This is a genomic window from Candidatus Nanopelagicales bacterium (genome assembly GCA_037045355.1).
GTDB lineage: Bacteria > Actinomycetota > Actinomycetes > S36-B12.
On record JBAOHO010000026.1, the window covers coordinates 337,951 to 358,861 of the forward strand.

17 protein-coding genes are annotated in these 20,911 nt (G+C 65.4%); 9 read left to right on the top strand and 8 right to left on the bottom strand.

Features of this window, described 5'->3' with window-relative positions; genetic code table 11:
• Positions 1-25: 25 nt before the first annotated feature.
• Complete coding sequence (locus tag V9E98_14225) at positions 26-832, top strand: sulfite exporter TauE/SafE family protein (GenBank protein ID MEI2718122.1); 807 nt, start codon at positions 26-28, stop codon at positions 830-832.
• A 7-nt stretch (positions 833-839) separates the two neighbouring features.
• On the opposite strand, the gene V9E98_14230 is transcribed toward V9E98_14225, so the two are convergent.
• From V9E98_14230 to V9E98_14245, 4 genes are all read right to left on the bottom strand, one after another.
• On the bottom strand, positions 840-1,994 hold the full coding sequence (locus tag V9E98_14230) for an ATP-binding cassette domain-containing protein (GenBank protein ID MEI2718123.1): 1,155 nt from the start codon (positions 1,992-1,994) through the stop codon (positions 840-842).
• Positions 1,991-2,779 (bottom strand): ABC transporter permease, encoded by a 789-nt coding sequence (locus V9E98_14235; protein MEI2718124.1) that lies wholly within the window; start codon positions 2,777-2,779, stop codon positions 1,991-1,993. Before V9E98_14235 ends, V9E98_14230 begins: the two co-directional genes overlap by 4 nt.
• A gap of 2 nt (positions 2,780-2,781) precedes the next feature.
• Positions 2,782-3,441 carry a molybdate ABC transporter substrate-binding protein gene (modA, locus tag V9E98_14240; protein ID MEI2718125.1) on the bottom strand — a complete coding sequence of 220 codons (660 nt, stop codon included), beginning with the start codon at positions 3,439-3,441 and terminating at the stop codon, positions 2,782-2,784.
• A 125-nt stretch (positions 3,442-3,566) separates the two neighbouring features.
• Complete coding sequence (locus V9E98_14245) at positions 3,567-3,971, bottom strand: TOBE domain-containing protein (GenBank protein MEI2718126.1); 405 nt, start codon at positions 3,969-3,971, stop codon at positions 3,567-3,569.
• A gap of 110 nt (positions 3,972-4,081) precedes the next feature.
• On the opposite strand from V9E98_14245, the gene V9E98_14250 reads away from it, so the two are divergent.
• From V9E98_14250 to V9E98_14265, 4 genes are all read left to right on the top strand, one after another.
• Complete coding sequence (locus tag V9E98_14250) at positions 4,082-4,240, top strand: DUF5993 family protein (protein ID MEI2718127.1); 159 nt, start codon at positions 4,082-4,084, stop codon at positions 4,238-4,240.
• Positions 4,240-4,884, top strand: coding sequence for a disulfide bond formation protein B (locus tag V9E98_14255; GenBank protein MEI2718128.1), 645 nt, complete (start codon positions 4,240-4,242; stop codon positions 4,882-4,884). The genes V9E98_14250 and V9E98_14255 overlap by 1 nt, the downstream gene beginning before the upstream one ends.
• A gap of 77 nt (positions 4,885-4,961) precedes the next feature.
• Positions 4,962-6,089: a serine hydrolase domain-containing protein gene (locus V9E98_14260; GenBank protein MEI2718129.1), complete on the top strand. Its 1,128-nt coding sequence runs from the start codon at positions 4,962-4,964 to the stop codon at positions 6,087-6,089.
• A 28-nt stretch (positions 6,090-6,117) separates the two neighbouring features.
• Positions 6,118-6,936, top strand: a complete 819-nt coding sequence (locus V9E98_14265) for a sulfotransferase (GenBank protein MEI2718130.1) — start codon at positions 6,118-6,120, stop codon at positions 6,934-6,936.
• Positions 6,937-6,952: 16 nt separating this feature from the next.
• On the opposite strand, the gene V9E98_14270 is transcribed toward V9E98_14265, so the two are convergent.
• A complete protein-coding gene (locus V9E98_14270; GenBank protein MEI2718131.1) occupies positions 6,953-8,554 on the bottom strand; it encodes an FAD-binding oxidoreductase in 1,602 nt (533 codons plus the stop codon).
• 86 nt (positions 8,555-8,640) lie between these two features.
• Here V9E98_14270 and V9E98_14275 point away from each other — a divergent pair, with 86 nt between their 5' ends.
• The 3 genes from V9E98_14275 (at position 8,641) to V9E98_14285 (ending at position 15,213) form a co-directional block, all read left to right on the top strand.
• On the top strand, positions 8,641-9,876 hold the full coding sequence (locus V9E98_14275) for a serine hydrolase domain-containing protein (protein MEI2718132.1): 1,236 nt from the start codon (positions 8,641-8,643) through the stop codon (positions 9,874-9,876).
• Between the two features lie 103 nt (positions 9,877-9,979).
• Entirely contained in the window at positions 9,980-11,941 is a 1,962-nt protein-coding gene (locus tag V9E98_14280) for a trypsin-like serine protease (protein MEI2718133.1), read from the top strand.
• Positions 11,942-12,120: 179 nt separating this feature from the next.
• The gene (locus V9E98_14285; GenBank protein ID MEI2718134.1) at positions 12,121-15,213 is read left to right on the top strand and encodes a S8 family serine peptidase; all 3,093 of its coding nucleotides are present in this window, start codon (positions 12,121-12,123) and stop codon (positions 15,211-15,213) included.
• A gap of 88 nt (positions 15,214-15,301) precedes the next feature.
• Here the strand turns inward: V9E98_14285 and V9E98_14290 are convergent, their stop codons facing one another.
• The gene (locus V9E98_14290; GenBank protein MEI2718135.1) at positions 15,302-16,141 is read right to left on the bottom strand and encodes a hypothetical protein; all 840 of its coding nucleotides are present in this window, start codon (positions 16,139-16,141) and stop codon (positions 15,302-15,304) included.
• A gap of 231 nt (positions 16,142-16,372) precedes the next feature.
• Here V9E98_14290 and V9E98_14295 point away from each other — a divergent pair, with 231 nt between their 5' ends.
• A complete protein-coding gene (locus tag V9E98_14295) occupies positions 16,373-17,161 on the top strand; it encodes a hypothetical protein (protein ID MEI2718136.1) in 789 nt (262 codons plus the stop codon).
• A gap of 37 nt (positions 17,162-17,198) precedes the next feature.
• On the opposite strand, the gene V9E98_14300 is transcribed toward V9E98_14295, so the two are convergent.
• Both V9E98_14300 and V9E98_14305 read right to left on the bottom strand, forming a co-directional pair.
• A complete protein-coding gene (locus V9E98_14300; protein MEI2718137.1) occupies positions 17,199-18,836 on the bottom strand; it encodes a hypothetical protein in 1,638 nt (545 codons plus the stop codon).
• A gap of 138 nt (positions 18,837-18,974) precedes the next feature.
• Positions 18,975-20,879 carry an ABC transporter ATP-binding protein gene (locus V9E98_14305; GenBank protein MEI2718138.1) on the bottom strand — a complete coding sequence of 635 codons (1,905 nt, stop codon included), beginning with the start codon at positions 20,877-20,879 and terminating at the stop codon, positions 18,975-18,977.
• Positions 20,880-20,911 lie beyond the last annotated feature (32 nt).

A 20,911-nucleotide genomic window follows, 5' to 3' on the forward strand; every position in this document is an offset into this window, starting at 1 on the left:
TTGCCCATGGCACTAACGTAGCGGCGTGCCACCCTCGCGCCCCCCGACGAGCCGGGTCGCCTTGGCAGGGTTCTTCGGCGGGGGTCTCTCCGGGCTGTTCGGAGTCGGCGGCGGCATCGTCATGGTCCCGTTGTTCGTGCTGTGGCTGGGGTTGGGTCAGAAGCGCGCCATCACCACCTCGCTGGTGGCGATCATTCCGATCTCGATTCTCGGAACCCTCGGCTACGCGTTGGGTGATGACGTCGACTGGTGGCTCGCCATCGCCCTCGGCGCCGGCAGTATCGTCGGCGGTCAGGTCGGCGTTCGGTTGCTCCCGCGGATCCCGGTCGTGGCGCTCCAGGTGTCCTTCGCCGCGCTGTTGCTCTACTCGGCGTATCGTTTGGCCTTCCCCGCCGAGATAGCCGAAACTGACCTACCCCCGGACGTGGGGATTTGGCTCATCCTGATCGTGGGTGCCGTGGCCGGCATCCTCGCGGCGCTGCTGGGAGTCGGTGGGGGGATCATCCTGGTTCCCGCCATGGTCTTGATCTCCGGGCTCGACATCAACACCGCGCGGGGGACGAGTCTGATGGTCGTGATCATCACCGCGGCAACGGCGACCATCTCCAACATTCGCGCTCAACGGACCGATACCCGGGTTGGCGTCGTTGCGGGGGTGGTGGGAGCGCCTGCGGCTTTGGTGGCCGCGATCGTGGCGCAATGGATACCCGAACGTCAAGCCGCGCTGCTGTTCGCCGGCCTGATGGTCGTTGCGGCCGTGCAGTTGCTGGTTCGCGCCGTTCGGCGCAGGGATGGATCTGAACCGGCGGACGCTGAGGCTACCTCCGCCTGACGGCGGCTTACGTCCGGTTCGCACCGTAGATGCGAACCTCAGCCGCCTTGACGACGAGAGAGACGGTGCGCCCCACACTGAGGCTGAGGCGGGCCACCGATTCCGGTGTGATGTCAGCGGCGATCTTCTCCGTGCGCACCCGCACCAGATTCCCCTGGGGCTCCAACGCCGTGACGACTGCGGAGAAGGTGTTGCGCGGGCTTCCCACCGGAGGTTGGGTGTAGATCGCGACGGCGGAGGGCGGGAACACCGCGACCGCGCTCGCCCCGACAGGAAGCATGTCGTCGGTCTGACCGTGGACGACTGTTCCGGCGGCGTGCCCGGTTTCTGAGGAGTGACTGGGTTCTGAGGAGTGACTGGGTTCTGGGGAGAGAATGGTTTCCGCGGTGTGACTGGGTCCGTCACCGGTGGTGATGAAATCCGACCCGGACAAGACCCCGCGCAAGAAGTTCAGGCCACTCAGGCGGGCGGCGAAGGCGCTGCGCGGGTTGCGCAGCACCTCGTCCGTGGGGCCCTCCTCGACTACTCGGCCGTGATCGAGAATCACGATTCGATGAGCGAGCAGGGCGGCGTCCAGCACTTCGTGAGTCACGATGATGGCGGTTCGCTCGGCCAGGACCCGAAGCAGTGTGTGGCGCACTTGCACTGCGGTGGAGACGTCCAGCGCCGCAAGAGGTTCATCAAGCAACAGCACCCTGGGTTCAGTGGCCAGGGCCCGGGCAAGGGCCACTCGCTGCGCCTGCCCGCCGGACAGTTGCCGAGGCCTGCGATCGGCCAGCTCGCCCGCATCGACCTCGGCGAGCCAGCGGTCTGTCGCGCGGCGGGCAGAAGCTCGCGAGACCCGACGACAACTCGGCCCGAAGGCGACGTTGTCCTTCACAGTCAGATGCGGGAAGAGCAAGGGTTCCTGGGCCAACAGGGCGAGGTTGCGGCGATGGGGTGGCACGTGAACTGGACTCGTCCCCTCGGTGACGCGGGTCAGCAGCTCGTCATCGATGGTGACAACGCCGTGGTCGGGCCGAAGGAGTCCCGCCACCACCTGTAGCACGGTGCTCTTGCCCGACCCGTTTCCCCCCAAGAGGGCCGTCGTCTCCCCAGTGGCGACCGCAAAGGAGATGTCGACGTCCCGGGCGGTGACGCGACACTCCACGGTGACGCTCATCGCCGCGCCGTCCGAGTCGCGAGGCCGATCACCAAGACCGCCACGAGCACCAAGAGCAGTGACAGCGCGACGGCTGCGTCGGGGTTGGTCTCACGCTGGAGGTAGATCTCCAACGGGAGGGTTCGGGTTGTCCCCGCGAGACTCCCGGCGAACGTGATGGTGGCACCGAACTCACCAAGGGCCCGCGCGAAGGACAGCACCAGCCCGGCGGCGAGCGCGGGCAGCACCATCGGCAGGGTGACCCGACGCAGGACGGTCCCCGGCGGTGCGCCGAGGGTGGCTGCCACCTGGTCGTAGCGTTGCTCGCTCGATCGCAGGGCCCCTTCGAGGCTGATGACCAAAAAGGGTAGGGCGACGAAGGTCTGAGCCAGCACCACGGCGGTCGTCGAGAACGCGATCTGGACTCCCAGCACTTCGAGTGACTGGCCCAGTAGTCCGCGACGACCGAAGGTCGACAACAGTGCGATGCCGCCGACCACCGGGGGGAGAACGAGCGGGAGGAGCACCAGTGAGCGCACCAGAGTCTGCCCAGGGAACTGCAATCGCGCCAGGACCAGTGCCATCGGGACCCCCAGGACGAGGCACAGCGCGGTCGCGGCGGCAGCGGTCCGCAGACTGAGCCACAGCGCCGTCAAGGAGTCCGGAGACGTGAGCAACGTCGGCAGTTCGGTCCATTCGACCGTGGTCAGCATCCCGAGCACAGGCAGCGTGACGAGAAGCGCACCCGCGACGGCAGGCAGAAGGGTCCAGATCGGCAGGTCGAGCCGTGCGGCGGGCAGTGCCATGACTACGGTCCCGAGAAACCCGCGGCGTGAAGGACTCGCCGGCCCCTTGGTCCCAGCACCCAGGTCTGGAACTCTTGGGCCAACGTGGGCTCACCGGTGCTCGACAGCACTGCGATCGGATACGAGTTCACGGCGTTGTCCGGTCGAGGTATCGCGATACCGCTGACGGCGCCGTTCGCGTTCTTGATGTCCGTCACATAGACAATCCCGGCATCGGCTTCGCCGCTGGCGACCTTGCCCAGGACATCGCTGACAGCCTGCTCCTCACTCACCGGAGTCAGGCTTGTTCCCGTCCTCTTCTCAACGGTGACTGTGGCTGCGCCGCAGGGGACCTGCGGTGCACACACGACAACTTTCACGTTGGGATCGCCCAGGTCGGCGAAACTGCCGATCCCTGCCGGATTGCCCGGCGGTACAGCGATCGCCATGGAGTTGCTCGCGAACTCGTGCGCTTCTCCCGCGACCAACCCACCCGTCACCGCTTTGCTCATATTCGCCTCATCCGCCGAGGCGAAGACGTCAGCTGGTGCACCTTGCTCCAGTTGCGCGACCAAGTCGGCCGAGCCTCCGAAGCTGAAACGCAGGCGGGTCCCTGGATTCGCCTGCTCGAACTCCTGGCCGATCGTCGTGAACGCCCTCGTCAGTGACGAAGCCGCGAACACGGTCAACTGATTGTCCGGATCCTGAGAAGGGCTCGAGTCACCAGTTCCGGAGCATGAGGTCAGCAGAAGGGCCAGCGGTAGCACTGCCCCAACTGCCCTGCTGAGAGCCGGTCGCCTTGTTTTCCTCACGCGCTGTTGCCTTTGGTCTCGACGATGACGGTGGTCGATTTCACGACCGCGACCGCGACGGATCCGAGTTCGAGGCCCAAGTCGTCGACGGCTTCGGCCGACATCAAGGACACGACTCGGTAGGGGCCGCATTGCATTTCAACCTGGGCCATCACCGCATCGCGCTTGATGTCGGTGACGAGCCCGACGAAACGGTTCCGGGCTGAACTGAAGACTCCCAGCGGATCGGGTGGGGGAGTCGCGCGTTCGCGCGCGTATCGAGCCAGTTCGAGCCCGTCGATGACTTTGCGTCCTGACCCATCGACATCGGCCGTCAGGCTTCCGATGTCGATCAACCGCCGCAGTGTGTCGTCCGAGACACCCAGAAAGGCGGCTGCATCGCGAATACGCAGTTGCGGCATAGTGTCACACTACAGACCGCAAGTGCGCACTTGAACACAGGCTTCAGCCCACATATGAGGAATATTGGATTTGTGAGTGGTAAGGGGAGGCCCCCCGATAGATTCCTGGGGTGGACATTCTCATCTTGGTGGCTCTGCTGGTGCTCGCGGTTGCCATTCAGCGAGGGGCCCGGCGTGGGCTCATCATCGGTCTGTGGGTGGTGACCGTGGTGGCGGTGATCGGTCTGTTCCGATTCCACGTGACCTCTGGCCTGGATCTGAGCTTCTGATGGCGACCGACTCGGCCAGTACCCCGACGGCAACGAAGGAAGACTCCCCAGGTGTGTGGTCCGCCATCACCTTCTGGGGCGCGGTGCTGTGGATCCTCGCCTACTGCGGGGTGTTGCTCAGCGCCTTCGCCGTACAGCTCATCGGTGAGGAGTTCCCGTGCCCGCTGTGCATGCTGCAGCGGTACGCGATGATCCTGTGCACGCTGGGCGCATTGTGGATCGTGATGCAGGCACGACGGAATGAACTGACTGCGGCCCGCTACGCACAGGGTCTGGGCATGGGCATCATCGGCGCTGTCGTTGGGATGGTCATCTCGTCACGACAGGTTCTGCTCCACATCCTCCCGGGTGACCCCGGCTACGGTGATCCGATCCTGGGGTTGCACCTGTACACGTGGGCCCTGCTCACCTTTGTCATCGTGATCCTGTACTGCGGTGTCGCCCTGATGCTGACAACCCGGGCCGTACCGCGTGCCCCACGCGAGGGGTCGGTCCTGCGGACAGTCTCGACGATTGTCATCTGGCTGTTCCTGCTGGTGCTGGCCGCGAATGTCGTCGGCATTGTGCTGTTGGAGGGATTCGCCTGGGTGCTGCCCGACGATCCCGACAGTTACAACCTGATCGACCAACTGGCGGGGTCTTGACCCTGATCCGCCGAGGACCGATGGATCAGGGTCTCACCCGGTCCGGGTCGCCCTACCGCGCCCACTACTGTGAACGGATGATCAGGAGACTGGCGGCGCTGGGTGTCGTGGCTGCGTTGGGGTTGGTGGCAGGTTGTACGACGCAGCCGGAGGCTCAGGACGCTGCGATGCTGCCCGCTGAGACGACTGCGGCCGTGACGACTGAGTTGCAGCAGACCCTGGAGAAGTACGGAGCCCCCGGTGGTGTGGTGGCTGTGTGTGTGCCGGGATACCAGGAGTGGTCCGTCGCCGAAGGGGTTGCCGACACCGAGACGGACACCGCCATGACCACCGACCTCGTCTGGCCGCTGCGCAGCATCACGAAGTCGTTCACCGTGACCCTGCTGCTGCAACTCGCCGATGAAGGCAAACTGAGCCTGGACGATCCGATCAGCAAGTACGTACCCGATGTCCCGAATGGCGACCGCATCACGTTGCGCCAACTGGCCGACATGACATCCGGAGTGCCGGAGTACACCACTGACGCCCTGGTCGAGGACATGAGCAAGGACTCAGCGCAAGCCTTCACGACCGAGGAGCTCATCGCTTACGCACTCGCCGAGCCGGCGCAGTTCCCGCCCGGCAAGAAGGCCGTGTACGTCAACACATCGACACTGCTGCTCGGCGAAGTCGTCGAGGAAGTGACCGGGCAGCCGTTCGACCAAGTGCTCTCCGAGCGCATCTTGGTGCCTCTTGGCCTGACCGCGACGCGATATGTGACGACCCCCGATGACTGGAGCGGCCCCCATGCCACGGGATATCAGCCCGGTGCCAAGGGAAAGCTGCAGGCTTCGTTCAACAACTTCACCATCTTGGGACCAGCGGGGGCAATGACATCCACGCTGCCCGACCTGTGCCGCTGGGGCCGGGCACTCGGGGCCGGCGAGTTGGTGAGCGAGCAGACCCAGATGGAAAGGCGCGAGGGACAGCCGCTGGACTCGGGACCGGAGTACGACGAGTACGACGTCGGAATGGGCGAGCTCGCAGGTTGGATCGGGCACACGGGTGAGGGCCTCGGCTACACCGTCCTCACCATGTACAACCCGGACACGGGAGCTGTCGTGGCGATCGGAATGAACATCTCCAACGCGAAGCATCACCCGCCCACGAAACTCATGAGAGCCATAGCCCCGGTGTTGGATGAGGTCCCACCGGCCACCAGCTGACCGGATTGCGGCTGCTAGCGTGCCCGACGTGGGTGAATCGCCGCGGCTTCCGAGCTTCGTGATCGTGGGAACCCACAAGGGTGGAACGTCGAGTCTGCTGCAGTTCATGTGCCGACACCCCCAGGTGGCTCGACCGGCGCGCAAGGAACTCCACTTCTTCGACCGCCACTTCCAGCGCGGCCTGGACTGGTACGTGGCGCAGTTCCCGGCAGGGCGCAAGATCACAGACGTCGGTGAAGCCACGCCCTTGTACATGTACGACCCGGTGGCCAGACGGAGATTGGCCCGAACCCTTCCGCACGCCCGGATCATCGTCACGTTGCGGGACCCCGTGAAACGCGCCTACTCGCACTACTGGCACGCGCGCCGATATGGCAAGGAGAACCTGTCTTTCGAAGCCGCGCTCGCGGCCGAACCCGAGCGGATCGTCGGTGCATCGAGGCGCAGCCGAGCGAGCTTCTCGTACGTGGACCGAGGCCGGTATCTGGGCCAACTTCTCGATCTCGAGCAGCGGTTGGGGCGCGATGCCCTCTGCATCACCAGTCTCGAGCAGACCATCGCGGATCCAGCGACCGAGATCACGCGAGTGCTCGAGCATCTCGGGTTGGATTCTTCCCGACTGAAGTCCACGACGATGCCACGGGCCAACGCCTACGCGTCTCTGACGCCCGCTCAGAAGCGACGGCTCGCCAAGTCCGGCCGCAAGCTACCCGCCGACATGAGCCGCAGTTACCCCCCCATGGACCCGGAGACCGCTGCCCGGCTGCGCGCCCAGTTCGCTGAGGACAACGAGCAGTTGCGCGAATGGTTGGGGTGGGGCTCACTGCCCTGGCCCGTCGGTCCTTGATACGCCTCTCGGGGTGTCACCAGCCGAGGACTCGGGGGTTCATGATGCCGACGGGGTCGAGCTCGGCCCGCAGACTGCGCATGGCCGCCCCGAAAGGTCCTGGTCGTTCGCGGCGATACCACGGGACATGGTCGCGCCCGACCGCGTGATGATGTGTGATCGTTCCACCGGCCGACTCGATCGCTTCGCCCGCCGCCTGTTTCACGGGCCACCACTGCCGATCCAGTTCGCCCGGTGTTCCACGCGCCAGAACCGTGAAGTAGGGCGCTACACCATCGGGATACACATGTGTGAAGCGGCAGGACACGCTCGCGGGAGTGAGACCCTCCGCCGACAGTGCCGCCCCCACTGACGTGGACACCGCGTCGTACAAGTCGAAGAACCGGTCCCAGGTGACGGCGGTCTCGAAGGTCTCGGACACGATGCCATACGACATGAGCACATCTCGGTAGAACGGCATGCGCGTGAAGCTGTCCCGCCAGGAATCGGCGGCGGATTCGGATCGTTCTTTGTCGCTGTCTGTGCTCCCCATCGAGGTGCCGTGATGGTCGCGGCAGCATTCCAGTGCCCTGGCCAGCGCGGGGCTGACGTCGTGGTCCGCGGACTCGAACCCCATGACCAGCACCTCGTGGGTGCCGTCGGCCACCAGCGAGTTGAGTGCCTCGACGCGGTCCAGCAACCGGAGGTTGCTGGGCTGCAGCCCGGACTGGGCGATCGCTCGTACCGCCGCCACCGCGGCCGGCAACGAATCGAACTGAGCCGTGGCCCGGGCTCGATAGGTCGGGCGTGGCTGCAGCCGCAGCCATGCCTCGGTAATGACGCCCAGCGTCCCCTCCGACCCGAGCAGGATGCGATCCGGGTCGGGACCGGCGCCCGAGGCCGGAAGGCGGCGAGACTGCCATACGCCGGCCGGTGACACCATCCGCAGTGACTCCACGAAATCGTCGATGTGAGTGGGACCGGTCGCGTAGTGACCGCCGGCGCGGGTCGCGATCCACCCACCCACCGACGAGAACTGGTAGCTCTGCGGATAGTGGCGCAGCGCAAGTTCATGGGGGCGCAGTTGATCAGCGAGCGCCGGCCCCAGGACACCGGCCTGCACGCGTGCTGCCCGCGACACAGGGTCCACCTCGAGCACCTGGTCGAGGCGCTGCAGGTCCAGCGAGATCGAGCCCGTGTAGTCGTCGTCGATGTCCGGGGTCACACCACCGACCACTGACGAACCACCACCGTAGGGAATCACCGCCACCCGGCTCTCCGACGCCCACTCCAGGACCCGCTCGATGTCCGTCTCGTCACGGGGGTAGGCGACCGCATCCGGGCTGTGGGGCGCGAGACCGAGGAACGCGCGGGCGAGGTCGGGGAACGACTTGCCCCACGCGTGCGCGAGGCGATCAGCCCGGGCGGTGGTCATGCAGGAGCTCAGTCCGTCAGGTATTGGTACTCGCGGGTCGCGCAATACGACGGCGGCGGGTTCCACCGCGGGCCGCGGGGCGTGGTCGACGCCGAACCGGTGCCGGGCGACCTGTGCGATCAGGTCCCGCTCGGCGGTGCTCACCGGATCCGGTCCTTGCGCGCCCCAGGCCGCGAATCGGTTCAGGCGTGGCGTGAAGGTCATGTGGGAAATGCTAGACCCGGATCCACCGGTCCTCGGAGGGACCTTCGGCTCTCGAAACACAATCGACCTTGCCCGTACCGTGGAGTATGAAGCGTTTCCGACCTCGTCCCGTCGTCGCAGCCGCACTGGTCGCAGCCGCGTCCCTGCTCATCCCCACAGGGGCTGGAGCGGCGCCGGAGGATTACTCCGGTGACATGTGGTTCGACACCAACGGCCTCACCTCCACCCAGGTGACCGAACTCAATGACGGCCTCGAGGCCGCGCTGGGCGATGTGCCGGGGGGCGTGACCGCGGGCCTGTGGGTGGGCAACAAGGGTTACTGGGTGGGTGCGGTCGGTGAGGCGGACATCAAGAAGGGCGCGCCGATGCGCCCGGAGTTGCAGGTGCCCATCGGTTCGGTGACCAAGACGCTGACCGGGACCATCGTGCTGCAACAGGTTCAGCGTGGTCGGCTCCGACTCGGTGATCCGATGTCGAAATGGTTCCCGACGTTCCCCAAGGCCGATCAGATCACGATCGCGATGCTGCTGAACATGTCCTCGGGTATCGCTGACTACGTCAACGGCAACATCGCACGCCTGACGGCGCAGCAGCGCGCTCACCCGAAGAGGCGGGTGTCGCCCGGCACCATGATCTGGGGCGCCGCACGAATGCCACGCGACTTCGAGGTACCCGGATCGCAGTTCGCCTACTCGAACACCAACACCATCATCTTGGGCCGCATCCTCGAGAAGAGCACCGGCAAGTCCTACAACCGACTGTTGAAGAAGCGGATCCTGGAGCCGCTCGGCATGTACCGCAGTTTCCTGGACATGTCCGGCGACCTGTGGCCCCGGCACGCCCAGACCTACTCCACGATGTACGGCGAGATCCACGGCAGCCCGCCGCTGCTGCGCACGACCAACTGGTCGCTGTCGATGGGTTGGTCGGCCGGCGGGCTCGCCTCCACCGTTGCCGATCTGCGCACCTGGGCAGAGGCCATGGGGACGGGACAGGGGGTCCTGAAGCGCGCCACTCACCGGAGCCGCAGCGGTGACTGCGTTGTCAGCGGCACCAACGGGGTGCTCAACCAGGAGTACTGCCTGGGCGTCGCGGTGCTTCGTGAGGTGAGCAGTGGTGACGTGGTCTCGTACTGGCATAACGGCACCATGCTCGGCGCGACGAGCTATGTGGCCTACTACCCGCGTACCAAGGCCATCCTGGTCGTGCAGTCGAATCAGGACGCACAATACGGTCCGTCGGATTTGACGATCCCCGACCAGTTCTTCGGAGCCGTGTTGCAGGAGGTTCCCGAGTTGTTGGGATTGGCTTATCCGACCTGACCGACCTGACCGACCTGACCGACCTGACGCCGTAGGCGCTGCGGAGAGATCGGCTCAAGGATTCGATGACTTCAGCCGATCCTGGGCGTGGTGAGGTGAAGGGATGCTGACGGGAGTCGTACGGGGGCTCGTGGGTGCGATGGCGCTGCTCTGCGCCCTGCCGTTGGTCGCAGCGGGCGATATGGGCCTCGAGTCGCCCTCACGAGACGCCGATATCCGCGTCGTCAACGGCGAAGTGGCGGCAATCACCGACGCTCCGTGGCAGGTCGGCCTCCTGAGCGCGGCCGTCGCGGATGATTACACGGCTCAGTTCTGCGGTGGCTCCATCGTTCACCCCGAGTGGGTGGTCACGGCGGCGCACTGCGTGGATTCCGCGTCCGCGCCCCAGGTCCAAGTCCTGACCGGCAAGAGTTCCCTTGCTGCCACGGCCGGTGACTCCGGCCCCCGCGTGAACGTTGCGGCCATCTATGTCCATCCTCTGTGGAATGCCACGGTGTTCTCCCACGACGTCGCCGTGCTGCGCCTGGAGTCGCCGCTGACTTTGGATGGCGTCAACAGAGCCTCGATCGCGCTGCCTCGTTCGCAGGACGCCATGTGGCCGACGGCAGGAACGCCGGCCCTGATAACGGGTTGGGGCTCGCTGTCGTTCGGAGGCCCGTATCCCACGGAACTTCACAAGGCCACCGTGGACGTGCTCACGGGACCGGCGGATCCGATGTGCGGCAACTACTCGACCTCCGAGTATCTGAACTCCGTCATGCTGTGCGGGGGCACCGTCGCCAGTCCGGTCAAGGACACCTGTCAGGGTGACAGTGGTGGTCCGTTCGCCATCAATGTCGGCGGATCGTGGCTTCTGGCGGGCATCACGAGTTGGGGCAATGGCTGCGCTCAGGAGGGGTATCCGGGGGTGTACTCCCGTGTCACGGCACTCACATCCTGGATCGACGACTACGTGCCGTTCTCCACGCCCGACGCCGTCACGAATCTGAGCGCGGAACCTGGCGATCGCCGCGCCACTGTGACGTTCACGGCGCCGGCGAATCCCGGTATGAGCCCAGTCACGGGATACGAGTACTCCGTCGCCGGTGGCAGTTGGACGACAGCCGGCACCGCCGCTTCACCGGTCACTGTCTCCGGACTGGTGAACGGTACCGCTGTGGACATCCGGTTGCGGGCCGGCAACGCCCAGGGTCCAGGTGCCGCTTCAGCCCCGGTGTCTGTGACCCCCCGCACCACACCTGGACCTCCCACCGGGCTCGCGGCGGTTCCGGGCAACCGGTTGGCCTCCGTGTCGTTCACGGCACCCGCCGACAACGGCGGCAGTTCCATCACCGATTACGAGTACTCGATCGACAACGGCGGTTGGGTTTCTGCGGGAAGCACGTCGGCCCCAATGACGATTCCTGGACTGACCAACGGCTCGTCCTACTCGTTGCGGATCCGGGCGGTCAACGCTGCCGGGGCAGGTACTGCTTCGGTCCCTGTTGCGGTGACGCTGTCCCCCGATCCACCCCCGCCGGCTGCCCCCTCAGTGCCGAGGAACGTCACCGCTGCCTCGGGGGATCGTCGGATCACCGTCGGATTCACACCGCCAGCCGATGACGGCGGCTCGCCCATCACCGACTACCAGTACATGCTGAACGGATCGAACTGGGTTTCCGCGGCCACTACTGGATCGCCCATCACCCTTTCTGGTCTGCGAAACGGGACTGCAGTGAAAGTGAAACTGCGGGCGGTCAATGCCGTTGGCCCAGGGCAAGAGTCCTCGTCCGTGACCGCCACCCCATTCGGTCGGCCCGGCAAGCCGGGTACCGTGCGGGGCTCCAGGATGGGCAGGGCCAAGGTGAACCTGCGCTGGCGTTCCGCGAGCTCGAATGGGGCCACCGTCACTTACACGGTGCAAGTGCGACGTAAGCGGACGTGGTCCACCGTGGCGAAGACCACCCGGATCAGGTGGACAGGCAAAGTTCCGGGCGCCCAGCACCTGCGACCTCTCGTCATGCGGGTGGGAACCCGGAACGCGGCCGGCTCGGGACCCCATTCCGCAACGGTGCGGATTCGCTGATCGTCCTGTCGTCCGACTATCGCCCAACCCGGTTCAGAGCGACACCCGGATGGTCTACTGCTCAACTCCGACCACCGGGCGACCGATGAATTCACTGGGAGAGTAGTTGATGCTGTCCCGAACTCGGAGCGGTGGAGATGATCGGTCGGTATCAGCCCCAGGGTCGAACGGTACGTGCCGTGATCGGCTTCTCGGTGGCTGCCTTGGTGTTCGGTCCGGTGGGGCCTGGATGGGCGCAGGAGCCGCAGCAGCCGTCTTCTGTGGGGGAGTCTTCTGTGGGGGAGTCGTCGTCTGACGGTCAGGGGTGGGATGTGCCGCGGGAGTCGACGGAGGCTGCGCCGGGGGAGATCGTGGACGAGGCGATCGATGGTGGGCGGTTGCGGTTCGTGACGGCTCGCGACGTGGCGGGAGAGCTTCGTGTGACCGCGTACCGCGCGGCCGACGAGGCGGATGCATTGCGCTTGGTGACGCAGCTGCAGGACGACCCCTCACTCGTGGCCGTGGAACCCGACGTGAAGGAGGCCTCCATCGTCGCCGCGGACGATGGGCCAGCTGACGTTACCGTCGCGGCAAGTGATCCGAAACGCGGCGATCAGTGGGCATTGGATCGGTTGGACGCTGAGGCGGTCTGGGATGTGTCCCAGGGTGCTGGGGTCACGGTCGCTGTCTTGGACACCGGGGTGGCGACTCATGAGGATTTGGCGGAGTCGCGGATCTTGGCGGGTGCTGACTTCACCGATGGGGACGCCGACGGAACTGGTCGTGACGACGGCCATGGTCACGGCACTCATGTCTCCGGAATCATCAACGCCTCGCTGAACAACAACACCGGGATCGCCGGTCTCGCCCCCAGCGCCGACATCCTCCCCGTACGTGTGCTGGACAGCGGCGGCAGCGGCTACTGGTCGTGGGTCGCAGGCGGCATCACCTGGGCCACCGACCACGGTGCCGACGTCATCAACATGAGTCTCGGGGGCGGAGATTCCGAGGTCCTCGAGGTGGCCGTGCAGTACGCGGTGAACGCCGGAGTCACAGTCGTGGCGGCAGCGGGCAACTCCCGGTCGTCCGGCTCGCCCGTCTCCTACCCCGCCGCCTACGACGGCGTCACCGCGGTAGCGGCCACGGACAACGCCGACGACTACGCATCGTTCTCCAACGAGGGCAGTTACGTAGACATCGCGGCGCCCGGGGTGGCGATCCTGTCGACCCTCCCCGGCAACTCCTACGCTTCGTGGAGCGGAACCTCCATGGCCACGCCCTATGTCGCTGCGACGGCCGCTCTGATCCACTCCAACGCTGCCGGGCCTGCCGATGCCGATGCTGTCCTCACCGGCACTGCCGAGGACTTGGGGCCAGTCGGTCGCGACAACGACTTCGGCTATGGCCTCGTGGATCCGATCGCGGCTCTCATGGCCGTCAGCGAACCCGGCGATCCCCCCGCCACTCCGACCGGCGTCACAGCCGTCGCCACCGGTGCCCGCTCGGGCACGGTCGGTTGGACCCACGATGGCACCGGGGTGTTCCGCTTCACCGCCACGGCAACCCCCACCGGCGGCGGTGACTCCCAGACCTGCACCGCCTCGGCGGCCGGGCTCAGTTGCGGGTTGTCCGGCCTCAGCCCCGCGACCACCTACGACGTGACGGTCCGAGCCGGCGGTCCCGGCGGTGAATCAGCTGAATCCACACCGGCCACGCTCCTGACCGACCCCGCACCTGCAGATGCCGGCGACACCTTCGACACCGCGACAGTCCTGCCCGACTCCTGGTCGGTCCAAGAAACCCTCTACGACGCATCGGATATCGACTACTGGTCGTTCACCACCACTGAAGGTGCCGTTGTCCGCGTGGCGTTGACGAACCTTCCCGCCGACTACGACCTCGCGCTCTTCAACTCGTCAGGCACTCTCATCGACGCCAGTTGGAACGGTGGCACCACCGACGACGTGATCACTCGCAGCATGCGCGCCGGCCGTTATGTGGTGCTGGTCGAGCCCTACGACGAACCCGACCCGGATGCTCCCTACTCACTCGATGTGACCATGACGCCGTGGACCACCCCCTCCGCACCCACGGGCCTGACTGCCACCCCCGGCGACCGGAGCGCGGAGATCAGGTTCACCCGGGGCAGCAATGGCGGGCGGCCGATCCGCAACCACGAGTTCAGCGTTGATGGCGGCCCTTGGACACCCCTGGCACCGGCTGACAACCGGTCGCCGGTCGTCGTCCCGGGTCTGGTGAACGGAACCACGCACAGTATTCGCTTGCGTTCCGTGAACGTCGTCGGACCCGGAGCGGAGTCGTCACCCGTCTCCGTCACGCCACGAACCGTTCCAGGTGCTCCCACGGGATTGTCCGCAGTGCCCGGTGACTCTCAGGCGCAGGTATCGTTCACCGCGCCCGGTGACGGAGGCTCCGCCATCACCAACTACATGGTCAGCATCGACGGTCGTGCGTTCCATGCGCTCGACCCTGTCGACGCGCTCTCTCCGGTCACCGTTCCCGGCCTCGGCAACGGGATCGAGGTCTCGATCCGGCTGAAAGCCGTGAACGCGGCAGGCACCGGCCCTGCGTCGCAGCCCGTCAGTGTCACCCCACGCGCTTCGACCCCGGCATCAGAAACGGTCCCGGCTCCGGATCTGGCGGTGTCACCGCCGAGCACCGGGTCACAGCCTGCGCCGTCCATCGGCCTGCAACCCGCGCCGGCGCCCGCGCCTGCGCCAGCGCTGCCCGCCCCGCCGAGCGGTGTGATCGTGACTGATTTCCCCGCCGCCGGGCGCACGACCATCCGAGTCCAGTTGCCTGCCGTCTCGACTGCCACCGGGTACGAGTACCGGGTCTACCGTTCGGACCGGAAGCCCCCGGCGTGGAAGCCGCTCACCGACACGACACTGGTTGCCGACGATCTGTCCGGCGGTTCGGAGTACACCGTGCAGGTCCGCGGGGTCAACGCCGGCGGCGCCTCGACCCCGGTCACCCAGACGTTCGTCATGCCCACCAAGCCGGATCGCATCCGCACGCCGCGCGTACGTTCTGGCTCGGCGGGCAAGGTGATCGTGACCTGGGCGGCAGGTGCCGATGGCGGCACCTCAATCACCGAGTACCGGGTTCGTGTGTCCAAGTCCAACTCCCGCGCTTTGTTGAAAGCGGTCACCACGTCACAGGAGCGGATCGTTCTCAAGCGCCTGGCGACCGGTGCTCATCACATCTCGATCGCAGCGCGCAACAGCCAGGGTGAGTCCTCTCCGCGGACCATCACGGTCATCCAGCGCTGACGAGGCATCCAGCGCTGCCGAGGCATCCAGCGCTGACGAGGCATCCAGCGCTGCCGAGGTTGACGGGCGGAATCCACGGGGGCGTCGATCAGCCGAACTCGGACTCCGCCAGTCGGGGACAGTCGCCCCAGTCCTGGCTCGGGTAGTTGTCCTGCAGTCGGATCAACGCACCGTCGAAGTCGTCCGGTCGCACCGAGATTCCCAGGTGTGTGAAGGGTGTGGCGAACATGCTCAGAGCTGCCACAACGCCCATGGTGAACACCAGGCAGGACCCGATCAGGACAACTGCGGTGCGGCGCCTTCCCGGCAGGCTGACGATCATCAATCCGGCGAACACCATCACACCGAGATCGATGACGATCCATACGATCGTGGGGAGTGTGAAGACCGAACTCAGGATGCGCTGCTGGCGAGCCTGCTGCGCATCCTGGAACGCCTGCATGGTTTGGGCTTGCGCCTCGATCTCGGACGGTGTCGCGGTACTGAGTTCGATGATGTCCCCGCGCACCTTGGCCGACCAGGCGGCCGTATTCTCGTCGCCGGTCAGGTCGCCGCTCTCAGCCGCTGCCCAGGAGTCCGTCGCGACCGAGCGCATCAGACACATCGTGTCGCGACGCAGGCCGTCTGCCTCCGTCTGAGGGAAGAAGTCGGCACTCTCGTAGACGTTCACCAGCGCGAGGGCTTCGTCGCGCGCACTCGATGATGCGTCCTCATAGACCTCGACGGAGAAGAACAGCAGCAGGCCCAGCATGATGCCGAGGACTCCGCTCACATACGCGAGGGCGTCCGTCAGAAACCCCGTGGCAGAGTAGGTGTTGTCCTCGGGGAGTTCGTTGCGGGCCAGGTACCGCGACAAGGCGAGCCCGAGAGCGATGCCCAGCAGGGTGCTCAAGAGCAGGCCGACCCAGTTGAGCACCACCAGAGTCACGGCTGAATCCTGGCATACGGGTAGTACGTTGATCCGGTGAACTTCGAGATCGAGCCGGTGGTCACCTCCGGCTCGCATCTCCCGACAACCCCAAGTGCGACACTGTCGCGTGATGACCCACACCCGGCGTGACGCCCATTCTCCGCCTCGCTCAGAGGCGGCATAAGCCACTCGCGGTCCGAACGCGCGGTGTGATCTCCTGGCGACCCGACGATTGGTGTAGGTGGGCGGATGCTCGAGGCAGCGATTTTTGCAGCGATCGCACAGTCCGCACTGGTTGTCGGTGCGGTGCTCGTCTGGCGGTTCCACACACTCACTCGCCCGCTTTACGTGGGGGCGCTCATGGCATTCGGTGCCGGTGCCGTGCTGTCCGCCCTCAGCACCGACCTGGTCGCCGTCGCCTACGACGAGGCCGGTGCCGGACCCACGGCATTGGGTATCGGGGTCGGTGGGTTGGGCTACTACCTCATCATCATGTCGCTGGACCGGGCGGGCGGCCGTGAGAAGCCCGCGGCTCCGGTTGAGCAGTCACTGAAGGCAGGATCTGAAGAAGAACCGGAGGTGGCTGGCGCGTCGGCGACGGAGGCCCGCAACCTGTTCGTCGGCATGATCATCGACGGTGTGCCGGAGTCCGTCGCCATCGGGCTCACGCTGCATCTCGCTGCTGTCGGGGTCTCCGCCGCACTGGTGGGTTCGGTCTTCATCGCGGGCCTGCCAGAGGCGATCGGTGTCGCGGCCGCCTTGCTGGCCGGGGGTTATACGTTGTCGCGAATTCTGGCGCGCTTCGCGGTCGTTGTGATCATCGGGGCCGCCTCGGGCGCCCTGGGGTACCAGGTTCTGGTGAATGTCCGACCCAGCCTGATCGCGATCATTCAGTCGATCGCCGCCGGCGCCCTCTTGGTGGTCGTTGTCAACGAAATGGTTCCCATCGCGATCCGAGGCGTCCAGCGCTGGGCCGGGGTGCTGGCTGCCGCTGGTTTCGTGTTCTCCGCCGCCTTGACGTGGGCGACCACCGCGTGACTGCCTGCTGGTCCCGCTCCGTTCGCTGTCCTGTGAGTCAGCTGAACGAGACGTTGACCCGGGTGACGTCCTGGCCCAACAGGGAGTAGGCGATCAGTTTCTTCGGATCGTTCCGGTTCCACTTGTGGTAGTCGATGATCAGCGAAGCACCCGCGGGCAGGGTCGTCTCCACGTGGGCCAGTTTGGTCCGGGCCTTGCCGTTCTTGTAGAACTCGAGTGATGCATCCGCGGTGACCTCTGCCTTCTCCTCATCGACGGGAGCCAGGATCACCTGCTTCTGTTTGGGGATCAGTCCCCCGCCGATGGTGTTGGCACTCTTCGACCGTGCCCGACCGGAGACGGCCACCACGTTCCGCTCGCCGTTGTCGGCGAACTGCAGCAGTCCCGGGCCGGGATTCTGGCTGCGGTACACCACGATGCCGTTCTTGGTGTCGAACCCGACCTTGCCCACTCCGCCGGCCGGGATTTTCGCGACGCCTGTTCCGAGCGAGTAGGCGCCGGTGGTCGCCAGCACTGACAGGGGTAGGGCCCGGTTCGATTCCTTGTTGTTCACCTTGAGGATGAAGGACTTCTCCTTGGGTAGCTCGTAGGTCGGGAAGGTCCAAGGTGTGCCCGGCTGCCACGGGTTGGACGGCTTGATCGTCTTGAGTTTGGGGAATGGCTTACCGTCCAAACGGGTCACCTTGGTCTTGATCGGGACCTTGGTAATGACCGGATCGATCTGGATCGTGGTGGTCGTGGCGTTGATGCAGAACGGGCAGGGCTGTTGCGCGGCGATGAAATCGGTGGGGACAACGCCGATCCGTGACAACTTGTCGTCGGTGTCGGGGTCTGACGGGTTCACGTTGAACGCGTACCGTGCTGTCTCCTTGACAGTGTCAAGGCGCACAACCCGCGTGAAGTCGGGGTAGTTGTTGTCATAGATCGCCACGTCATAGCGACCGTTGGCGCCTTCGTAGAGCGCGTAGGGCGTGACTGCGTGCCCGCCGATGCCCGAGTACATGATGAACACCGGAGGCACGGCGCCGGGCGTCAAGGCTGTCTTCAGGGTCTCCACAACCTCCGACGGCGGTGCCAAGAACCGATTGGGGGAGTCGGTCCACTGCTGTGCCATGTTCCGGGCGATCTCGCGGGAAATCGACTCCTCGAGGCGCAGGTCGTAAGGGGTTGCGGCTCCCACCTGGAACTGTTCGGGCCTAAGTTCGCGGCCGTACAACAGCGCCACTGTGGTCGCGAAGCCGTAGCAATGGCCACCCGCCATGCCTGCGTTGGTCTTGTCGCGCCACAACTTGCCCGGAGTGCTCAGCGTGCACGGTCCCGTGGCGTTGCCCTCGAGACACACCTTCTTACCCATCAGGGAACGCATTCCCGCAGCATTGAGATCGGTCGTGCGCAGTGGTGATCCGAAAACTCGATGATTGGCGCGGTCGGGAACGCCGGTGTTGAAGAAACTGAAGCCATCCGCGTAGGGCCGGAATCCGGAGTCGGCGATCAAGGTCCCGGACGGAGTCGACCAGTCCTGGGCAGCATTCTGCTTGTTCACGCTGGCCACGTACTTCTGCCACATCTTAGGATTTGCAGCCGCCGGGATGTTGTCGCCGTCGGCCGCCCAAGCGACGGATGGGCTCATGGCACCCAACATCAGAACACCGGCGATACCCAGGGCAATTCTCATGCGCTCAACATGCCTGTATTGCGAGCTGAACTCAAGTCCGCTGAGGGACAGAGCCAAAGCCCAGCCCCGGGGTCGCGGAAGCCCATGTGTGGGGTCGCGGAAGCCCGGTGTGGGAGTGGCTGGTGGCTTTCGCAAGGGTCACGGTGCGGTGATGTCGGCCACCTCGTCGAAGCTCGACTGGAACTGACTCTCGTAGAGCCGGGAGTAGAAGCCACCGGCGGCGAGCAACTGCGCGTGAGTGCCCTGCTCGACGATGTGGCCCGAGTCCATGACCAGAATCGCGTCGGCGTCGCGGATCGTGCTCAGACGGTGTGCGATCACGAAACTCGTGCGACCTTGGCGCAGATTCGCCATGGCCTGCTGGATCAGGACCTCGGTCCTGGTGTCGACCGAACTCGTGGCCTCGTCCAGGATGAGGATCGGAGGATCGGCCAGGAACGCGCGCGCGATGGTCAGCAGCTGCTTCTCTCCGGCCGACAGGTTGCTCGCTTCGTCATCGAGGACAGTGTCGTATCCGTCGGGCATGGTGCGCACGAAGTGATCGACGTGAGCGGCGCGGGCGGCGGCCAGGATGGCCTCCTCGGTGGGTTCCTCATCCCCATACGCGATGTTGTCGCGGATGGTCCCACCGAAGAGCCAGGTGTCCTGCAACACCATGCCGAAACAGCGCCGCAGGTCGTCCCTTGTCATCTGCCGGGTGTCTTCCCCGTCGATGAAGATGTGGCCGGCGTCGATCTCGTAGAACCGCATCAGCAGGTTGACGACTGTCGTCTTGCCGGCTCCGGTGGGACCCACGATCGCGACAGCGTCCCCGGGCTGGACCTCGAGGTTCATGTTGTCGATCAAAGGGACGTCTGGCGTGTAGCGGAACGACACCCCATCCAGGCGGATGTGACCGCGTGGTCGTCCTACTCGTGCGGGTTCGGTCGGGTCGGGATCCTCCTCTGGCTCGTCGAGCAGTTCGAAGACCCGCTCCGCGGAGGCGATTCCCGACTGCAGCAGGTTGGTGATGCTCGCGAGCTGGGTGATCGGCATCGTGAACTGACGAGAGTATTGGATGAACGCTTGGACATCTCCCAGTGACATCGCGCCGCTGGCGACTCGCAGACCGCCGATGACCGCGATCGCGACGTAGTTGAGGTTGGACACGAACATCATGGCCGGCTGAATGATCCCGGAGATGAACTGGGCTTTGAAACTGGTCTCGTACATCTTGTCGTTCGCGGCGTCGAACTCCGCGATGGCCTTGTCCCTGTGGCCATAGACCTTCACCAGTTCGTGGCCCGTGTACATCTCTTCGACGTGACCGTTGACCACGCCTGTCCAGTGCCACTGCCCCGTGAACTGCTTCTGCGAACGCTTGGCGATCGCGATGGTGAGAAAGAAGGACAGCGGAACCGTGAGCAGCGAAATGACCGCGAGCAGCGGGCTGATCCAGATCATCATCAGCAAGACACCCACGACAGTGAGGATGCTGGTGATCGCCTGGGTGAGGGCCTGCTGCATGGTCGTTGCGATGTTGTCGATGTCGTTGGTGACCCTGCTGAGCAGGTCGCCGCGCGGATGGGTATCGAAGTACCGCAGCGGGAGTCGGCCCAACTTGGTGTCCACGTCCTCGCGCAGGCGGAACATGGTGCGTTGGGTGACGCCGGCCATCAGGTAGTTCTGACCCCACGAGAACACCGAACTCACGAAGTAGACGACCACGACCAGCGCGATCACCTGACTCAGCAGCGCGAAGTCCACGCCGTCAGTCAAGGTCATGCTGGCGAGCATGTCGGCTTGTGTCGTCTGACCCGTGGCCCGCAGCTGCGCGATCGCCTGGTCCTGGCTCACACCGGGTGGCAGTCCGCGCCCCACGACTCCTGCGAAGACGATGTTGGTGGCGTTGCCCAGGAGTTTCGGACCCAGCACCGCGAAGAAGACACTGGCCACGGCCAGGATGAGCACAACGGCGATGATGAGGCGCTCGGGTCGCAGTCGTCCGAATAGGCGACCCAACGATCCTCGGAAGTTGCGGGCTTTCTCGGCCGGCAGTGTCATGCCCAGGCTGCCAGGTCCACCTCCGAAGGGCC

Bases quoted from the DNA above. Each gene is read 5' to 3' on its own strand.
- V9E98_14230 (MEI2718123.1), bottom strand. From the start codon at position 1,994: ATGAGCGTCACCGTGGAGTGTCGCGTCACCGCCCGGGACGTCGACATC.
- V9E98_14235 (MEI2718124.1), bottom strand. From the start codon at position 2,779: ATGGCACTGCCCGCCGCACGGCTCGACCTGCCGATCTGGACCCTTCTG.
- V9E98_14245 (MEI2718126.1), bottom strand. From the start codon at position 3,971: ATGCCGCAACTGCGTATTCGCGATGCAGCCGCCTTTCTGGGTGTCTCG.
- V9E98_14255 (MEI2718128.1), top strand. From the start codon at position 4,240: ATGGCGACCGACTCGGCCAGTACCCCGACGGCAACGAAGGAAGACTCC.
- V9E98_14260 (MEI2718129.1), top strand. From the start codon at position 4,962: ATGATCAGGAGACTGGCGGCGCTGGGTGTCGTGGCTGCGTTGGGGTTG.
- V9E98_14270 (MEI2718131.1), bottom strand. From the start codon at position 8,554: ATGACCTTCACGCCACGCCTGAACCGATTCGCGGCCTGGGGCGCGCAA.
- V9E98_14275 (MEI2718132.1), top strand. From the start codon at position 8,641: ATGAAGCGTTTCCGACCTCGTCCCGTCGTCGCAGCCGCACTGGTCGCA.
- V9E98_14280 (MEI2718133.1), top strand. From the start codon at position 9,980: ATGCTGACGGGAGTCGTACGGGGGCTCGTGGGTGCGATGGCGCTGCTC.
- V9E98_14295 (MEI2718136.1), top strand. From the start codon at position 16,373: ATGCTCGAGGCAGCGATTTTTGCAGCGATCGCACAGTCCGCACTGGTT.
- V9E98_14300 (MEI2718137.1), bottom strand. From the start codon at position 18,836: ATGAGAATTGCCCTGGGTATCGCCGGTGTTCTGATGTTGGGTGCCATG.
- V9E98_14305 (MEI2718138.1), bottom strand. From the start codon at position 20,879: ATGACACTGCCGGCCGAGAAAGCCCGCAACTTCCGAGGATCGTTGGGT.